The following is a 16,905-nucleotide window of genomic DNA, read 5'->3' on the forward strand; positions in this document are numbered from 1 at the left end:
CCAGTCAAGCCTGAGTCAGCGGATACTGCTCCTTCAGCGTCTTCAGCACCTGATCGCCAGGCATCGGCGCGCCGAACATGAAGCTCTGCACGTATTCGCAGCCCATCTGGCGCAGTTCGAGCGCGTCGCTTTCATCCGAAATGCCTTCGGCCACGACCGAGAGGCCGAGATCGTGCGCCATGCTGACCATCGATTTGAGCAGCACCGCGCGCTTCGGCGTCGCGTCGTCGACGAAGCTCTTGTCGATCTTGATCGTGTCGAAGGGAAAGCGCGTCAGATAGGCCAGCGATGAATAGCCGGTGCCGAAATCGTCCAGCGACAGGCCGATGCCGAGCTGCTTCAGCTTGGTCAGCACATGGGCACTCTGTTCGGGATTGTCCATTACCAGCGATTCGGTGAGTTCGAGGCGGAAGCAACGGGGCTTCAGATTGGCGCGCGCGATCACCGAGCGGACGTCGCTCACCAGATCGCGGCGGATGAGCTGGCGGCTGGACAGATTGACCGAAACCGACAGCGGCGCGTCGCCGATCTGCTTCTGCCATGCCGCGAGGTCTTCGGCCGCCTGCTGCATGGCGAACAGGCCAAGCTGCACAATCAGCCCGCAGCTTTCGGCGACGGGGATGAAATCCGCCGGTGGGATCATGCCGCGGCGCGGATGGTCCCAGCGCAATAGCGCCTCGAACCCGGCAACGCTGCCGTCTTCCAGCCGCACGATTGGCTGGTAGGCAAGCGTGAATTCGCGCCGCTCGATGGCGCGGCGCAGATCGGATTCGAGCTGCAGCCGGTCGGTGCCGACGGTGCGGAAGGCCGGGCGGAACGGCTCGATCCTGTCGCCGCCGAAGCGCTTGGCCTGATGCATGGCAAGCTCGGCGTCCTTGACCATGTCCTCGGCCGAAGTCTGCGCCGAGGTCCAGGTGATCAGCCCGATCGAAGCGGTCAGCACGATTTCGCGCTTGGCGAAGGTGATCGGGTTGTTGATCGCATGCTTGATGGCGTCCGCCACGGCCGCGATGCGGGCAGGATCCTGCTCCGACAACAGCATCAGCGCGAATTGGTCGCCGGCAAAGCGCGACAGCGAATCCTTAGGCTTGAGCAGCCGGTGCAGCCGGCGCGCGATGGTGAGCAGGATGGTGTCGCCGGCCGAGATGCCGAGCCCGTCATTGACCTGCTTGAAGCGGTCGATGTCGATGACGAAGACGGTCGGGCGCACCTTGTCTTCGGTGCGGGCGATCGAAATGATCGCCTCCAGCCGGTTCATGAACAGCTCGCGGTTCGGCAGGCCGGTCAGATTGTCGTGCACGGCGTCGTGCAGCAGCCGCTCCTCGGATTTCTTCTGCTCGGTCACGTCGACCATCGTGCCGACGCAGCGGAGGACCTCGCCGTCCGACCCGATCACCGGGCGCGCCCTGAGCGAGAACCAGTGATAGTGCCCGTCGGCGCCGCGCAGGCGGAAATTCTGCGCCACGCGGCCACGCCGGTGTTCGAGCACCACGTCGAGCGTGGTCCGGAAAGTGTCGCGGTCGTCGGCATGCAGCACCGGCAGCCAGTTGCGGGCAGCACCTCCGAGGCTGTTGGGCGCCAGCCCGAGCTGGATGCTGACATCCGGCTTGGTGACGACGCGGTCGCGCAGCACGTCCCAGTCCCACACCGTGTCGCCCGATCCGGCGACGGCCAGCGCCTGGCGTTCGAGGTCGGAGAACAGGCCCTGATGCAGCGCGCCGCCGGCAAAGGCATGCTGCATGACGGTGAAGCCGATCAACAGGATGATCAGGATCAGCCCGCCGCCCAGCGCCGGCTGGGCGATGTCGTTGTCGAGCATGCCGGTGACCGCCATCCACGACCCGCACAGCCATAGCAGCACCATGACCCAACTCGGCACCAGCATGATCGCCCGGTCGTAGCCGCGTATGCCGAGGAAGATGATCAGGCCAAGCCCGGTCAGCGCGGTGGCGGCGAAGGAAATCCTGGCAATGCCGGCGGCGACCGCCGGATCGACGATGGCGACGCCGGCGATCAGCACCAGCCCCAGGATCCAGACCAGCGCGCCGTAGCTGAAATGGCCGTGCCAGCGGTTGAGGTTGAGATAGGCGAACAGGAAGACCACGAAGGTCGCCGCCAGCGCCACCTCCGTTCCGGCCCGCCACATCTGCTCATTGCCGGGCGATATTTCTATGATTTTGTTGAGGAAGCCGAAATCGACGCAGATATAGGCGAGCACCGCCCAGGAGAGCGCGGCCGTCGCTGGAAACATCGAGGTTCCCTTGACGACGAACAGAATGGTCAGGAACAGTGCCAGCAGCCCGGCGATGCCGATGACGATGCCGCGAAACAGCGTGTAGGAATTGACCGAGTCCTTGTAGGATTCCGGATCCCACAGATAGACCTGCGGCAGTTTGGGCGAGGCAAGCTCGGCGATGAAGGTGACCACCGTTCCGGGGTTCAGCGTCACCCGGAACACATCGGCGTCGGGGCTGGTCTGGCGGTCGAGCGCGAAGCCTTCGCTCGGCGTGATCGCGGCAATGCGGGTCGAGCCGAGATCAGGCCAGAAGATGCCGGAATTCACCAGCCGGAAATGCGGTGCGACGATCAGCCGGTCGAGCTGCTGGTCCGTGGTGTTGGCCAGTGCGAACACCGCCCAGTCGCCGGTCGAACGCGCATCGTTGGCCTCGACCTCGATGCGCCGCACGATGCCGTCAGGCCCAGGCGCAGTCGACACCTGGAAGTTCTCGCCCTGGTTTCGATAGATTTCGACGGCGCCCGAAAGGTCGAGCGCCACATCGTCGCGGGCGATCTTGATCGGTTCGACGGCGAAGGCCGGGGACACCGCGCCAAGCGTGACGATTGCCGCCAGGACAAAGGCGAACAGCGGCCCGATTCGCAGGAAATTCGTCAAAAATCAGTCCTTCGTTCCCGCGCCAGGCGGATCGTCCGCGATCCGGGCGTAGAGGTAGTGGTCCTGCCAGATGCCGTTGATCCTGAGGTAGGATCGCAGAAGTCCTTCGCGCCGGAATCCGGCTTTTTCAAGCACGCGGATCGACCGGGCGTTGTCGGGAATACAGGCAGCTTCGATCCGGTGCAACCTCAGCGTATCGAAGGCAAAGCGTGAGACGACCTTGACCGCGTCGGTCATCAGGCCGCGGCCGCTGTAGCGTTCGCCGATCCAGTAACCGATATGGCCGCTTTGCGCGACGCCGTGGCGGATGTTGCCGAGCGTGATGCCGCCGGCAAGCTTGCCGCTGCCTTTCTCGAAGATGAAGAAGGCGATCGCCGTTCCTTGCGCATAGTCCTCGCGGTAGCGGCCGATGCGATGGCGCCATGAAGTGCGGTCGAGCTCATCGGGGGTCCATCGCGGCTCCCACGGCTCGAGGAAGGCGCGGCTTTCCCCGCGCAGCGCCGTCCATTCGCGATAGTCGTTGGTCAGCGGCACGCGCAGCGTGACTTGGTCACCCTTCAGCGCCGGCAGGTCTCGGCGAAAGAAAGGGAGCGCGAACACGGGCGCCTGGACAGGCTTAGACGGCGAGCTTGCGGGCCGTGGTCTGCGTGCCCGAAAGCGAGTCGAGGATCGCTTCATAGGGCGCGAGCGTACCCACCGGTCCGACAGCGGTCAGCGTCGGCTTGGTCGAGAACAGCCGCGACGACAGGTCCGTCAGACGATCAATCGTCAATGCCGACAGCCGCTCCATCAGCTCTTCCTTGGCGATCGGCCGGCCAAACAGCAGCAGTTGCCGGGCGATCTGCGAGGCGCGGCTGGCCGGGCTTTCGGCCGACATGATCAGTCCGGCGCGGTACTGGGCGCGCGCCCGGTCGAGTTCTTCCTGCAGGATATTCTCGCCGGCCTTCTGCAGTTCGTCGATGATGACGGGCACCAGTTCGGCGATGTCGCTCTGTCCGGTCGCGGCATGGACACCGAATATGCCGGTGTCGGAAAAGCCCCAGTGGAAGGCATAGACCGAATAGCACAGGCCGCGCTTCTCGCGGACCTCCTGGAAAAGACGCGACGACATGCCGCCGCCAAGGATCATCGACAGAACCTGCGAGGCGTAGAAGTCGCGCACATGGTAGGCGCGGCCTTCGAATCCCAGCACGATCTGGGCGTCCATCAGGTCGCGGTCCTCGCGGAAATCACCGCCGACATACTGCGCATATTGCGGAATGTAGCCTTCGGCCTTGGCGCGGAAGCCGCCGAGATGCCGTTCGACCTCACGCACGAAATTGTCGTGCTTTATGTCGCCGGCGGCGACGATCACCATGCGCTCGGCGGCATATTGCCGTTCGATGAATTTGTGCAGTTGCTTCGAGGTGAAGGATTTGACGGTTTCCGGCGTGCCGAGGATGGAGCGGCCGATCGTCTGGTGGCGGAAGGCCGTCTCGGTGAAGCGATCGAAGACGACGTCGTCGGGCGTGTCGTGCGCGGCGCCGATCTCCTGCAGGATCACATGCTGCTCGCGTTCCAGCTCCTGCGGATCGAATTCGGACTCCTGCAGGATGTCGGCAAGGATGTCGACGGCCAACGGCACGTCGTCGCTCAGCACCCTTGCATAATAGGAGGTTGTCTCGACGCTGGTGGCGGCATTGATCTCGCCGCCGACATCCTCGATTTCCGAAGCGATCTCGAAAGCGCTTCGCCGCCTGGTTCCCTTGAACGCCATGTGCTCAAGCAGGTGGGCCATTCCGTGCTCTTCGTCACGCTCATTGCGGGCGCCTGATTTGACCCAGGCACCAAGAGCAACTGATTCGAGGCTTGGAAGGGTTTCGGTGGCGACTGTCAGGCCGTTCGACAGACGGCTTACCTCAACACCCATATAGCTGGTACTCCCTAACTTGCCGCCCGCGTGTGGTGGCTAACGTAATCTTCCACCATTTTCAGGTCGGATGGAAGTACCGTGTATTTTTCCTCTGATGTCATCAACCCGCCTAGCCATGCGGGCAGGGCGGGCGACACGCCACAGGCGTCTGCGACGGCAGCCGGAAACTTTGCCGGATGGGCGGTGCCCAGCACCACCATCGGCACAGTGTTGGCGGCCATTGCGGCGGCAACATGCATGGCCGCGGCGGTGTGCGGGTCGAGCAGGTAGTTGCTGGCCGTAAGCGTCGAGCGGATGGTGGCGGCGACTTCGTCCATCGTCGAACGGCCGGCATCGAATTCGGCGCGGATCCTGGCGATCTCCGCCGCTTCGATGGTGAAGGCGCCGGACTGTTTCAGCCCGTTCATGTAGCGCCGCACGGTCGAGGCATCGCGGCCGGCCGCCTCGAACAGCAGGCGCTCGAAATTCGACGACACCTGAATGTCCATCGACGGCGAGGTCGTCGAAAAGACGCCTTTCGTGCGGTATTCGCCGCTCGACAGGGTGCGCGCCAGAATGTCGTTGTCGTTGGTCGCGATGATCAGCCGCTCGATCGGCAGGCCCATCTTCTTGGCGGCGTAGCCGGCGAAGATGTCGCCGAAATTGCCGGTCGGCACAGTGAAGGAGACAGGCCGGTCGGGCGCGCCCAACGACAGCGCCGACGAGAAATAATAAACGATCTGGGCCATGATGCGGGCCCAGTTGATCGAATTGACCCCGGACAGCGACACCCGGTCGCGAAAGCCGTGGTCGTTGAACATGTCCTTCACCAGGCCCTGGCAATCGTCGAAATTGCCTTCGATCGCCAGCGCGTGGACGTTTGCGGCGGTGGATGTCGTCATCTGCCGCTGCTGCACCGGCGAGACCTTGCCATGCGGGAACAGAACGAAGATGTCGGTGCGGGCGCGCTCGGCAAAGGCATCTATGGCAGCCCCGCCGGTGTCGCCTGACGTGGCCCCGACGATTGTTGCACGCTGGTCGCGTTCGGTCAGCACATGGTCCATCAGCCGGGCGAGAAGCTGCATGGCTACGTCCTTGAAAGCCAGCGTCGGGCCATGGAACAGTTCGAGGACGAATGTGTTGGGACCGGTCTGCACCAGTGGGCAGACGGCCTCGTGACGGAAGGTCGCATAGGCTTCGCGAACCAGCTGTTCGAACACCGGCATCGCGATCTCGCCGCCCAGAAACGGCGCCAGCACGCGAATGGCGAGATCTGGATAGGCAAGGCCGCGCATGGCGCGGATTTCGGCTGCCGAAAGATGCGGCCAGGCACTGGGCACGTAAAGCCCGCCGTCGCGCGCCAGTCCAGCCATCACCGCGTCGGAAAAACCAAGCACGGACGCTTCCCCGCGGGTACTCACATATTGCATCGTCACATGTCCATTGCCGCCGGGCGGCTCCATCCCGGCAAAGTGGTTAATTTCTACGCTGGCTCAGTCGCATTTTTGCCGCGCGGTTGATATACGTCACCGGCTTTGCGAGAGGGAAGAGCAGTTCATGGCGTTTTGTTCGTTCAACGGTCGCCCATTTTATTATCGCCCATTTAACCGTCGCTTTGTCGCGGGTCTGGCGCTCACCGGCTTTATGCTTGCCGCCGCCGGCTGCCAATCGAGCGACAATGGCATCCTCGGCTTCGGCAAGAAGGATACGTCGCCGCCGCCGCCTCCGGACCCCAAGGTTCTCTCCAGCCAATTGCTGGCCTATTGCCCGAAAGTGACGCTGCGTGACGGTACCGCTTTCTTCAACACCTATGCCAAGAGCGGCCCGAGGCCGAAAAAGAAGGCCGACGCCGCCGCTGACGCAGCACAGGCCGACCAGCCTGCGCCGGACGGCACCATAGTTGATCCGCAGAAAGATCCGACGAAGATCATCTACCAGGCCTCGATCACCGACGTGACCCGCGATTGCAGCCGCGCCAACGGCCAGTTGTCGATGAAGATCGGCGTCGCCGGCAAAATCGTTCCGGGGCCGATGTTCAGTCCCGGCGCCATCACCATGCCGATCCGTGTCGCCGTGATGCGTGGCACCGAGGTCCTTTACTCGCAGCTTCACCAATATCAGGTCCAGGTTACCGACCCTTCGACGGCTACCCAGTTCATCTTCACCGATTCCAGCGTCGTCGTTCCCGAGCCCGGCGCTAAGGACTACCAGGCGTTTGCCGGCTATGATGAAGCCTCGCCGAAGAAGAGCGACAAGAAGAAGGTTGCCGCAACGCAATAGCGGCGGTTGGAACCGCGCCTCCAGACGGAGGCGCATGCCTTACGCGTCCGCCGACCATTCCGACAGGGCGGCGATAACGCTTTTCACCTCGGCCCAGCGGCGAATGACCGTTTCGGCGCCGGCCTCGGTCAGCGCATCGGCGTGGCCGGGATAGCTGTGGCTGGCTCCCGTGAAGCCGATGACGCGCATGCCCGCCGTCCTGGCGCCGGTCACGCCATGCACGGAATCTTCGATGACGAAGGTGTTTTGCGGATCGGCCTCGAGCTTTTCCGCGGCATAGAGAAACACGTCGGGGGCCGGCTTGGTTTTCCCGGTCGGTGTTTCCATCGCCGAAAAAATCCGGCCGGTGAAGAACGGCAGCAAATGCACCTTCTCCAGCATGAACTCGATCCGCTCGGAGCGCGAGTTCGAGCAAATGCAGCGCGGCACCGTCACCGCGGCGACCGCCTCGCGCACGCCATCGATGGCGCGAACGTCGCTGCGCAACTTGCGGTCGACCAGCTCCTCGGCGCGGTCGATCAGCGAGGCCTGGAACGGGATGCGCGACTTCTCCTCGACCCGCATCATGATGTCCTTGAAGGTCAGCCCGGCATAGGTTTCGCCAATCTCCTCGGCCGATATCTCATAGCCGGCCGAGGTCAGAAGCTCGGCTTCGATGCGCGCGGCGATGATTTCGGAATCGACGAGCACGCCGTCGCAATCGAAGATAACAAGGTCTGGCTGTGGCATGGCGGTCCGGAAGCGGGAGGGCGGGCATTGGCCCGAGAAAGCCCGGGCGGCGCGGGCATACACCAATGGGCCGGCTGGCGCAAATTACCGGGTCCGGATCCTGCGGCCTTCACCGAATATTTACGCTGATCGGTAACCATAACGGGGAGTAAACAGTAACGCGTGCCTTGGGTGTAACAATGTCTGCCGTGCGTCTTCTCGACGAGCTTTCCCATGCTCCTCACCAATCCGAGTGGCTGGATACGATCCTCAAAGGCGACTGCGTCGCAGCGCTCGACCGGCTGCCCGAAAAATCCATCGACGTGATCTTCGCCGATCCGCCCTACAATCTGCAGCTTGACGGCGACCTGCACCGGCCCGACCAGTCCAAGGTCGATGCGGTCGACGACGACTGGGACCAGTTCGAGAGTTTCGAGGCTTACGACGCCTTCACCCGGGCCTGGCTGCTGGCGGCGCGGCGCGTGCTGAAGCCCAATGGCACTATCTGGGTCATCGGTTCCTATCACAATATTTTCCGGGTCGGCGCCAGGATGCAGGATCTCGGCTTCTGGATCCTCAACGATGTCGTCTGGCGCAAGACCAATCCGATGCCGAATTTCCGCGGCCGCCGCTTCCAGAACGCCCATGAGACGATGATCTGGGCCTCGCGCGACCAGAAGGGCAAGGGCTACACCTTCAACTACGAATCGCTGAAGGCGTCGAACGACGACGTCCAGATGCGTTCCGACTGGCTGTTCCCGATCTGCACTGGCGGCGAGCGGCTGAAGAACGACAATGGCGACAAATTGCATCCGACGCAGAAGCCGGAAGCCTTGCTTGCCCGCATCATGATGGCTTCGACGAAGCCAGGCGATATCGTGCTCGATCCCTTCTTCGGGTCCGGCACCACCGGCGCGGTGGCCAAGCGCCTTGGCCGCCATTTCGTCGGCATCGAGCGCGAGCAGGCCTATATCGACGCCGCCAATGAACGCATCGATGCCGTCCGGCCGCTGGACGGAGCGGATCTCACCGTGCTCACCGGCAAGCGCGCCGAGCCGCGCGTCGCCTTTGTCAGCCTGATCGACACCGGGCTGATGCAGCCGGGCGCCACGCTCTATGATGCCAAGAAGCGCTGGGCCGCCAAGGTGCGCGCCGACGGCACGGTGGCGATCGGCGACAGCGCCGGATCGATCCACAAGATCGGCGCCGAAGTGCAGGGGCTGGACGCCTGTAACGGCTGGACCTTCTGGCACTACGAGCGCAGCGGCGGCCTGACCCCGATCGACGAACTCCGCCGCATCGCCCGCCTCGGCATGGAGCGGGCAGGGGCCTGACAATAACCGCTATGGCGATCTCTCTGCACATCGTTTCCGAAGGAAGCAGGATCGTGCTTTCTTGACCCGAGAAGTGCCGCGAAGCGTTCCGCCGGTCCCGTCGTCGGGTCTTCGTCAAGCGAGTTGCAGACCGAGGTAATGAACCATCGGGTCGAAGTCTCGGTCGTCATGCAGCAGCGCGTGTCCGCCCTGGATGCAGAATGTGCCGATGATCATATCGATTGTCTTGCGGATGGTGATGCCCCGATGCCGGAGCATGCGGTAGTTTCGGGCAGCTTCGACTGCCGTCGCCGGATCCAGCATCGGCACAATGGCGAACTGTCGAAGGTTCCGCTCAATCAGTTGGGCATGCGGTTCGTTGCGCGCGCCTTGTAGCACCTCCAGCAGGATCAAGTCTCCGACCAGAATCTCCTGAGTGTCGTCGAGATGCCTGAGCTTACCTACCGAGACGCTGTCCGTGTTGCGGAGATGGGCGATCCAGACGGAACTGTCTACGACGATCATCGACGCTGATCGGGCGAACGACCTTCCCGCATGGTTTCAAGATCGCCGTCCCAGCCGGCGCCAGCAAGTGCGGCGATAGCCATATCTTGCCGGTGCCGGCGTATCAGAACGCGCAAGGCCGCCTCAATCGTCGCTTTCTTGGTCTTGAGGCCGGAGGCGGCCATGGCCTCCGCGATCAGTTTGTCGTCGAGTTCGATGTTGGTTCGCATGGCAATGCTCGATGTGTATAAATTGGACCAAATATACACATTCTGCTCTCGACCAACAAGCCGTCACGCCGACAGTCGTCACGACGAAAGAGGGGACTATCTTCGATATTGTCGCGCAAACTTGAAGCGGGTTATCAATCGGCTTGTCGAAGTGATTCAAATCACACGGTGATCCCCGGGGTCACACGGTGATCCCCAGGCGCTGCAGGTCCGCTTCGAGCGTCTTTGCGTCGGTGAACAGCACCGACTGCCAGCCGGCCGCCTTGGCGCCTTCGACATTTTTCGGACTGTCATCGATGAACAATGTGGCCGCCGGCTCAAGGCCGAACGTGGCGACGTGATGATCGTAAATGCCGCGATCCGGCTTGATCAGGCCGATCTCGCCCGAAATGGTCACGCCGCGCGGACGGTTGAGGAAGTCGAAACGCTGCCGGGCTTCGGCGAGCGTGTCGGAGGCGAAATTGGTCAGCATGGTGACGTCGTGGCCGCTGTCGATCAGCTTCTCCATGATCTCAACGCTGTCCTCATAGGCATGCGGCACCATCTCGTGCCAGTGGCGGCGGAAACCGCGGATGTTTTCAGCATGGTCGGGATGCTCGGCGATCAGCAGCGCCTCGGCTTCTTCCCATGCCCGTCCGCGATCCTGCTCGACGTTCCAGTCATGCGTGCAGACGTTGTCGAAAAACCACTTTCTCTCCTCGGCATCCGGAATGAGACGGCTGAACGGCAGGTTCGGGTCGTAGTGGATCAACACCCTGCCGATGTCGAAAACGATGTGGCGGATTTCAGTCATTGTCGTCCTCATTCAATGCAATTCAATGCGGGCGTTGCTTCTTGGTGCATGTCGCCCAAAAGTGTGCAGCGGTTTTGGGAACACGACATGCATAAAACAAACAATCCAAAGCGCGTTGTTGCGGTACGATCAAGTCACACGCGACGCGCTTTGGTCGCGCCCGGTATCGCCGCTTCGATTACCTTTTTCATGACAGTGGGTAAGGCTTCCCCGGAAATTTCATGGGCCAGCGACCAGAAATGTCCCGCTGGAGCGGCGCAATCGGTCGCCGTTTTGAACACGTCGAGTTCGAGCGCGAAATGGGTGAAGACGTGGCCAATCCGCCCGGCAGGCCGCCAGTCGCCGGGGAAGGGTGCCGCAGCGTCCGTGGTGGCGCCGTCGATCCGCGCGGTCCAGCCGGTCGTCGGCACCTCGGTCATACCGCCGAGCAGGCCTTTTTCCGCGCGTTTTCGCAAAAGAACGGCGCCATCGGCCCTGACGGCGACGAAGGCGGCGCCGCGCCGCAACGGCTTTTCCGCCTTCGGCAGGCTCACCGGAAAATGCTCGGGATCGCCCGAGACGGTGGCGCTGCAATCCTCGCGCAGCGGACAAAGCATGCAGCGCGGCCGGCGCGGCGTGCAGATTGTCGCGCCCAGATCCATCATCGCCTGGGCGAAATCGCCCGGTCTTTTGTCCGGAACCATGCATTCGACAAGCGCGCGGATCTCGGCCTTGGCCTCGCTCAGCGGCGTTGCGATCGAAAACAATCGCGAAACAACCCGCTCGACATTGCCGTCGACGACCGCGGCAGGATGGTCGAAGGCGATCGCCGCGATCGCCGCCGCCGTATAGGCGCCGATGCCGGGCAGTTCCTTCAGGCCTGATTCCGTGTCCGGAAACCGGCCGCCTTGCCGTGCGACGAGATCGGCGCAGGCCTTGAGATTGCGTGCACGGGAATAATAGCCGAGCCCGGCCCAGGCCTTCATGACATCTTCGGTCGAGGCCGCCGCCAATGCCTCGACATCAGGCCATTTTCCGACAAAGGTTCGGAAATAGGATTTCACCGCTTCGACCGTGGTCTGCTGCAACATGACTTCGGAAAGCCAAACGCGGTAGGGATCGGGCCGTATGCCACGCGCAAGGTCGCGCGGCGCGATGCGCCAGGGCAAGTCGCGGTGGTGCATATCGTACCAGCCGAGCAGGCGAGACGCGATATGGCCGCTCCCCCCGGACGCGGCTTTGCTGTCTCCGGATCCAGCTTTGCTGGTATCCCCGGACGCAGCTTTGCTGCTGTCCTGTGATGCGGACTTGCGGGTCTGGTCGTGCAGTGCCATTGATCGAGGACTGGCCTAACCGCTCGGCGAAGGTTGTGACTGGAGAACGCACATGGCAGGGAAAAGGCCCTTCGGCAATCCCGTTCCGGTGAGCGATCTCGCCACCGAGATCCTCGATCCGGTATTGCGCAAGCGGGCCGGCATGTCGATCGGCCTTGTCCAATCATGGGAAGAGATTGCCGGGCCAAGACTCGCCGGCCGCTCGCGCCCTGAAAAGATCCAGTGGCCGCGCCGCATGCATGAAGGCGATCCGTTCGAGCCGGCGGTGCTGGTCATCGCCTGCGAAGGCATGGCCGCGCTGCATCTCCAGCACGAGACCGGCGAGATCATCAACCGGGTCAATGCCTTCCTTGGCTTCAACGCCATTGGCCGGATCAGGATCGTGCAGAAGCCGGTTCTGTCGCAAAAGCTCCGCCCGAAACCGGCCGCCAGACCACTCAATGATGCGGAAAAATCAAAGCTTTCGCGAACAGTCGGCAAGATCGAGGACGATGGACTGCGCGCCTCGCTGGAACGGCTTGGCGCGACTATTCTCAGCCAAAGAAAGCCATAGTACTGTCGCCAATCTCGCGTATTCGTGATCGCGCCCAAAAAGTTTGGCGATTGGAATGGGGATGGCGATGCCTTAATTCGCACCAACTCTCGCCTTTTCTAGCCTTTGCATTGCAATATCCAACCGATATCAGGTGATTCGTATGACCCGTTCCCCGTTTAGCAAAAGCTTGTCTCGCAGAAACCTTCTGTCTTCGCTGGCCGCCGTTCCAGCGGTGGTTCTGCTCGCCGCATGCAGCGACTCGGGCGAGAAAGCCGAGGCGGAGGTTGTGAAGCCTGCGGCTCCCGCCGATCCTGCGAAGCCGGCCACTCCCGCTGCCGTGCAGGCGCCTGAAGCTCAGGGCACGGTGGATATGGCGGCATTGCTGAAGCCGGGTGCGCTGCCCGAGCAGCAACTCGGCAAGGACGACGCGAAGGTCACCATCGTCGAGTATGCCTCGATGACCTGCCCGCATTGCGCGAATTTCGCCGAGACGACCTTTCCGGAACTGAAGACGAAATATATCGATACCGGCAAGGCCCGCTTTATCCTGCGCGAATTTCCGTTCGACCCCAGCTCCGAGGCCGGTTTCATGCTGGCGCGCTGCGCCAAGGACAATTATTTCCCGATGGTGGACGTATTGTTCAAGCAGCAGCGGAGCTGGGTGGGCGGGAACAATACCAAGGACGCGCTGCTGCAAATCTCCAAGCTCGCCGGTTTTACACAGGAGTCCTTCGAAGCCTGCTTGACGGACCAGAAACTTCTGGACGATGTGAGGTCGGTCCAGAAACGCGGCGCCGATGAATTCAAGGTCGACTCGACGCCGACCTTTTTTATCAACGGAAAGACCTACAGAGGGGCGATGTCGATTGAGGAAATGTCGGCCATCATCGACCCTCTGCTTTGACGCTCCGGCAGCGAAGCGACCGCGCTTCGGCGTGCGTGCCACTTTGTCTCTTGTGGGGCGGCGCGAATGAAGTTTTCGCGCCTTCGCCTGCTCGGTTTCAAGTCCTTCGTCGAACCCGGTGAGTTCGTCATCGAACGCGGCCTGACGGGCATCGTCGGGCCGAACGGCTGCGGCAAGTCGAACCTTGTCGAGGCGCTGCGCTGGGTGATGGGCGAAAGCTCCTACAAGAACATGCGCGCCTCCGGCATGGACGACGTGATCTTTTCCGGTTCGGGAACGCGTCCGGCCCGCAACACCGCCGAAGTCACGCTGTTCCTCGACAATACTGACCGCAGCGCGCCCGCCGCCTTCAACGACGCCGACGAGTTGCAGGTTTCGCGCCGCATCGAGCGCGAGGCGGGCTCGCTCTACCGCATCAACGGCAAGGAAGCCCGCGCCAAGGACGTACAGCTGCTGTTCGCCGACCAGTCGACCGGCGCGCGTTCGCCGTCGATGGTCGGGCAGGGCCGCATCGGCGAACTGATCCAGGCGAAGCCACAGGCGCGCCGCGCCTTGCTGGAGGAGGCGGCCGGTATTTCCGGCCTGCACACACGCCGCCATGAGGCTGAACTGCGCCTCAAGGCGGCCGAGCAGAATCTGGAACGGCTGGACGACGTCGTCGGCGAACTCGAAAGCCAGATCGAAAGCCTGAAGCGCCAGGCCCGTCAGGCATCGCGCTTCAAGAACCTGTCGGCCGATATCCGCAAGGCCGAAGCGACGCTGCTGCATCTGCGCTGGACGCTGGCCAAGACGCAGGAAGGCGAGGCACGCTCGGCGCTGGCGACTGCCACGGCGCTGGTCGGCGACCGCGCCTCCGCTCAAATGGCAGCCGCCAGGGAGCAAGGGATCGGGGCGCACAGGCTGCCGGACCTGCGCGACGCGGAAGCCGCCGCCGCCGCCGCCTTCCAGCGCCTGTCGATCGCCAAGGCGCAGATCGAGGAGGAAGCGGGCCGCATCCGCGCCCGCCAGGCCGAACTCGACCGCCGGCTCCAGCAGCTCGACGGCGACATCGCCCGCGAGGAGCGGATGGTGCGCGACAACGCCGACATTCTCGAACGCCTGCGCACGGAAGAAGCCGAGCTGAATTCCGAAGATGCAGGTGCCGCCGAGCGCGAGGCCACCACCCGCGCGGCTTTCGAACAGGCTGCTGCGACGCTTGCCGCGAGCGAAGCGAAACTGGCGGCGCTGACCGCCGAACGGGCCGAGGCCGCCGCCTCGCGCAACCAGATCGAGCGCACGCTGCGCGATACCGCCGAGCGCCGCGACCGCTTTGCCCGCCAGCTCGCCGATGTCGACCGGGAACTGTCCGATATCATATCCAGGGTTGCCGGTCTGCCCGATCCGGCCGAGAAGCGGCTTCTGGTCGAGGACGCCATGGCGCTGCTCGAAGAAACCGAGGCTGCCGCCATCGCTGCCGAACAGGCGGTTGCCGAGGCGCGCGCGGCTGAAAGTGCCGCCCGCCCGCCGGTGCAGGATGCAAAGGCCGAGCTGGCGCGGATCGAGACCGAGGCGCGCACGCTTGCCAAGATCCTGAATGCCGCCAGTGGCGACCTCTTCCCCTCTGTGCTGGAGCAGATCAGCGTCGAGCGTGGCTATGAGACGGCACTTGGCGCCGCCCTCGGCGAAGACCTTGACGTGCCGCTTGACCGTAGCGCGCCAGTGCATTGGGACGGAAGCGAAATCCGGCCTGGCGACGCCACTCTGCCCGAAGGTATCAGGAGCCTTGCCAGCATTGTCCGCGCGCCGGCGCAACTCGCGCGCCGGCTGGCGCAGATCGGCATCGTCGAAGCAGGCGATGGACGGCGGCTGCAGACGCAGCTCGCGCCCGGCCAGCGGCTGGTCAGTCGCGAAGGTGCGCTCTGGCGCTGGGACGGCTTCACCGCCAGCGCCGATGCGCCGACCGCGGCAGCACAACGGCTGGCGCAGAAGAACCGGCTGGCCGAGCTCGATGCCGAAGCCGTGCAAGCCACGCTAGTCCTGCGCGACGCCGAAGCGGCGCTTGCGCAAGCCGAACAGGCGCTTGCGCTAAACAGCGAGGCTGAACGCAATGCCAGGCAGGCCGGGCGCGATGCCCAGCATGGGCTCGACGCCGCGCGCAACGTGCTGGCCGAGGCCGAGAAGGCCGGCGGCGAGCTGTCGAGCCGGCGTGCTGCACTTGACGAGGCGCGCGCCCGCATCGTCGACAGCCACGAGGAGACGGCGGCTACTTTCGTCGAGGCGGAAATGCTGCTGCAAGGTGCACCCGATCTCGGCGATCTGCAGTTGCAGCTCGAACAGTCCTCGGCCAATGTCGCCCGCGACCGCGCCGCCCTTGCCGATGCGCGCGCCGTTCATGAGGGTCTGAGGCGGGAAGCCGAGGCGCGTATGCGCCGGCTCGAGGCCATCGGCGCGGAACGCCGCAACTGGCTGGAGCGCGCCGAAAACGCATCGACGCAGATCGCCGCACTTGGCGAACGCAAGGCCGAAGCCGAGGCCGAGCGCGAAAGACTGGCCGACGCCCCCGACGAGATCGACGCCAAGCGGCGTGCGCTTCTTTCGCAGCTTGCCGAGGCGGAAAGCCTGCGCCAGGCGGCGGGCGATCGCCTGCAGGAGGCGGAGAACCGGCAATCCGAGCTGGACAAGGCCGCGACCGCGGCGATCCAGTCGCTGGCCGAGGCGCGTGAATCGCGTGTCCGCGCCGAAGAGCGGCTGACGGCCGCCGACGAAAGGCGGCTGGAGGTCGAGGCGCGAATCCAGGAAACGCTGAACACGCCGCCGCATCTGGTCATCCGCCATACCGGACTGGAGGCCGACAGCCCAATGCCCGAAATGGCCGAGATCGAGCGCCAGCTCGAGCGGCTGAAGATCGAGCGCGAACGGCTCGGAGCCGTCAACCTGCGCGCCGAGGAAGAGCAGAAGGAATTGTCCGACCGGCTGGAGACCATCGTTTCCGAGCGCGAGGACATCATCGAGGCGATCCGCAAGCTCAGGCAAGCGATCCAGAGCCTGAACCGTGAGGGCCGCGAACGGCTGCTCGCCGCCTTCGACATCGTCAACAGCCATTTCCAGCGGCTGTTCTCGCATCTGTTCGGCGGCGGCACCGCGGAACTGCAACTGATCGAATCCGACGACCCGCTCGAGGCCGGGCTTGAGATCCTTGCCCGCCCGCCCGGCAAGAAGCCGCAGACCATGACCCTGCTGTCCGGCGGCGAGCAGGCGCTGACGGCGATGTCACTGATCTTCGCCGTGTTCCTGACCAATCCGGCGCCGATCTGCGTGCTCGACGAGGTCGACGCGCCGCTCGACGATCACAATGTCGAGCGCTTCTGCAACCTCATGGACGAAATGGCTGCCACCACCGATACGCGCTTCGTCATCATCACGCACAACCCGATCACCATGGCGCGGATGAACCGGCTGTTCGGCGTGACCATGGCCGAGCAGGGCGTCAGCCAGCTCGTGTCGGTCGACCTGCAGGCGGCCGAGACCATGCGCGAGGCGAGCTGAGGCACCGATAGCGCGG

At 63.7% G+C, this 16,905-nt stretch carries 14 protein-coding genes; 5 read left to right on the forward strand and 9 right to left on the reverse strand.

What is annotated here, in order from left to right:
* Window positions 1-4 precede the first annotated feature (4 nt).
* The 4 genes from MESS2_RS03305 to thrC are packed head-to-tail and all read right to left on the reverse strand — an operon-like array spanning window position 5 to window position 6,214.
* Window positions 5-2,893, reverse strand: a complete 2,889-nt coding sequence (locus tag MESS2_RS03305; protein WP_008872654.1) for an EAL domain-containing protein — start codon at window positions 2,891-2,893, stop codon at window positions 5-7.
* 3 nt (window positions 2,894-2,896) lie between these two features.
* Window positions 2,897-3,493 carry a GNAT family N-acetyltransferase gene (locus MESS2_RS03310; protein WP_008872655.1) on the reverse strand — a complete coding sequence of 199 codons (597 nt, stop codon included), beginning with the start codon at window positions 3,491-3,493 and terminating at the stop codon, window positions 2,897-2,899.
* Window positions 3,494-3,509: 16 nt separating this feature from the next.
* On the reverse strand, window positions 3,510-4,802 hold the full coding sequence (locus MESS2_RS03315; protein WP_008872656.1) for a M16 family metallopeptidase: 1,293 nt from the start codon (window positions 4,800-4,802) through the stop codon (window positions 3,510-3,512).
* A gap of 14 nt (window positions 4,803-4,816) precedes the next feature.
* Window positions 4,817-6,214 carry a threonine synthase gene (gene thrC / locus MESS2_RS03320; protein ID WP_040591979.1) on the reverse strand — a complete coding sequence of 466 codons (1,398 nt, stop codon included), beginning with the start codon at window positions 6,212-6,214 and terminating at the stop codon, window positions 4,817-4,819.
* Between the two features lie 127 nt (window positions 6,215-6,341).
* Here thrC and MESS2_RS03325 point away from each other — a divergent pair, with 127 nt between their 5' ends.
* Window positions 6,342-7,064 (forward strand): hypothetical protein, encoded by a 723-nt coding sequence (locus MESS2_RS03325; RefSeq protein ID WP_008872658.1) that lies wholly within the window; start codon window positions 6,342-6,344, stop codon window positions 7,062-7,064.
* Window positions 7,065-7,103: 39 nt separating this feature from the next.
* Here MESS2_RS03325 and MESS2_RS03330 read toward each other — a convergent pair whose 3' ends face one another.
* On the reverse strand, window positions 7,104-7,793 hold the full coding sequence (locus tag MESS2_RS03330; RefSeq protein WP_008872659.1) for an HAD family hydrolase: 690 nt from the start codon (window positions 7,791-7,793) through the stop codon (window positions 7,104-7,106).
* Window positions 7,794-7,972: 179 nt separating this feature from the next.
* On the opposite strand from MESS2_RS03330, the gene MESS2_RS03335 reads away from it, so the two are divergent.
* On the forward strand, window positions 7,973-9,106 hold the full coding sequence (locus MESS2_RS03335; protein ID WP_008872660.1) for a site-specific DNA-methyltransferase: 1,134 nt from the start codon (window positions 7,973-7,975) through the stop codon (window positions 9,104-9,106).
* 114 nt (window positions 9,107-9,220) lie between these two features.
* On the opposite strand, the gene vapC is transcribed toward MESS2_RS03335, so the two are convergent.
* The 4 genes from vapC to mutY form a co-directional block, all read right to left on the reverse strand.
* Window positions 9,221-9,610 (reverse strand): type II toxin-antitoxin system VapC family toxin, encoded by a 390-nt coding sequence (vapC, locus tag MESS2_RS03340; protein WP_008872661.1) that lies wholly within the window; start codon window positions 9,608-9,610, stop codon window positions 9,221-9,223.
* On the reverse strand, window positions 9,607-9,819 hold the full coding sequence (locus tag MESS2_RS03345) for a type II toxin-antitoxin system VapB family antitoxin (protein WP_008872662.1): 213 nt from the start codon (window positions 9,817-9,819) through the stop codon (window positions 9,607-9,609). Before MESS2_RS03345 ends, vapC begins: the two co-directional genes overlap by 4 nt.
* A gap of 181 nt (window positions 9,820-10,000) precedes the next feature.
* Complete coding sequence (locus MESS2_RS03350) at window positions 10,001-10,612, reverse strand: HAD family hydrolase (protein WP_008872663.1); 612 nt, start codon at window positions 10,610-10,612, stop codon at window positions 10,001-10,003.
* 134 nt (window positions 10,613-10,746) lie between these two features.
* Window positions 10,747-11,925: an A/G-specific adenine glycosylase gene (gene mutY / locus MESS2_RS03355; protein WP_008872664.1), complete on the reverse strand. Its 1,179-nt coding sequence runs from the start codon at window positions 11,923-11,925 to the stop codon at window positions 10,747-10,749.
* 52 nt (window positions 11,926-11,977) lie between these two features.
* Here mutY and MESS2_RS03360 point away from each other — a divergent pair, with 52 nt between their 5' ends.
* The 3 genes from MESS2_RS03360 (at window position 11,978) to smc (ending at window position 16,889) form a co-directional block, all read left to right on the forward strand.
* Window positions 11,978-12,478, forward strand: coding sequence for a DUF721 domain-containing protein (locus MESS2_RS03360; protein WP_008872665.1), 501 nt, complete (start codon window positions 11,978-11,980; stop codon window positions 12,476-12,478).
* Window positions 12,479-12,620: 142 nt separating this feature from the next.
* Window positions 12,621-13,364 carry a DsbA family protein gene (locus MESS2_RS03365; RefSeq protein WP_008872666.1) on the forward strand — a complete coding sequence of 248 codons (744 nt, stop codon included), beginning with the start codon at window positions 12,621-12,623 and terminating at the stop codon, window positions 13,362-13,364.
* A 66-nt stretch (window positions 13,365-13,430) separates the two neighbouring features.
* Window positions 13,431-16,889 carry a chromosome segregation protein SMC gene (gene smc, locus MESS2_RS03370; RefSeq protein WP_008872667.1) on the forward strand — a complete coding sequence of 1,153 codons (3,459 nt, stop codon included), beginning with the start codon at window positions 13,431-13,433 and terminating at the stop codon, window positions 16,887-16,889.
* The last annotated feature ends 16 nt before the right edge of the window (window positions 16,890-16,905 follow it).

This window comes from Mesorhizobium metallidurans STM 2683 (genome assembly GCF_000350085.1).
GTDB classification, from domain to species: Bacteria; Pseudomonadota; Alphaproteobacteria; order Rhizobiales; family Rhizobiaceae; genus Mesorhizobium; species Mesorhizobium metallidurans.

What these genes read in the sequence shown, in the direction of transcription:
- MESS2_RS03315 (WP_008872656.1), bottom strand. Translation starts at nt 4,802, where the DNA reads ATGGGTGTTGAGGTAAGCCGTCTGTCGAACGGCCTGACAGTCGCCACC.
- thrC (WP_040591979.1), bottom strand. Translation starts at nt 6,214, where the DNA reads ATGCAATATGTGAGTACCCGCGGGGAAGCGTCCGTGCTTGGTTTTTCC.
- MESS2_RS03325 (WP_008872658.1), top strand. Translation starts at nt 6,342, where the DNA reads ATGGCGTTTTGTTCGTTCAACGGTCGCCCATTTTATTATCGCCCATTT.
- MESS2_RS03330 (WP_008872659.1), bottom strand. Translation starts at nt 7,793, where the DNA reads ATGCCACAGCCAGACCTTGTTATCTTCGATTGCGACGGCGTGCTCGTC.
- MESS2_RS03335 (WP_008872660.1), top strand. Translation starts at nt 7,973, where the DNA reads ATGTCTGCCGTGCGTCTTCTCGACGAGCTTTCCCATGCTCCTCACCAA.
- vapC (WP_008872661.1), bottom strand. Translation starts at nt 9,610, where the DNA reads ATGATCGTCGTAGACAGTTCCGTCTGGATCGCCCATCTCCGCAACACG.
- MESS2_RS03345 (WP_008872662.1), bottom strand. Translation starts at nt 9,819, where the DNA reads ATGCGAACCAACATCGAACTCGACGACAAACTGATCGCGGAGGCCATG.
- MESS2_RS03350 (WP_008872663.1), bottom strand. Translation starts at nt 10,612, where the DNA reads ATGACTGAAATCCGCCACATCGTTTTCGACATCGGCAGGGTGTTGATC.
- mutY (WP_008872664.1), bottom strand. Translation starts at nt 11,925, where the DNA reads ATGGCACTGCACGACCAGACCCGCAAGTCCGCATCACAGGACAGCAGC.
- MESS2_RS03360 (WP_008872665.1), top strand. Translation starts at nt 11,978, where the DNA reads ATGGCAGGGAAAAGGCCCTTCGGCAATCCCGTTCCGGTGAGCGATCTC.
- MESS2_RS03365 (WP_008872666.1), top strand. Translation starts at nt 12,621, where the DNA reads ATGACCCGTTCCCCGTTTAGCAAAAGCTTGTCTCGCAGAAACCTTCTG.
- smc (WP_008872667.1), top strand. Translation starts at nt 13,431, where the DNA reads ATGAAGTTTTCGCGCCTTCGCCTGCTCGGTTTCAAGTCCTTCGTCGAA.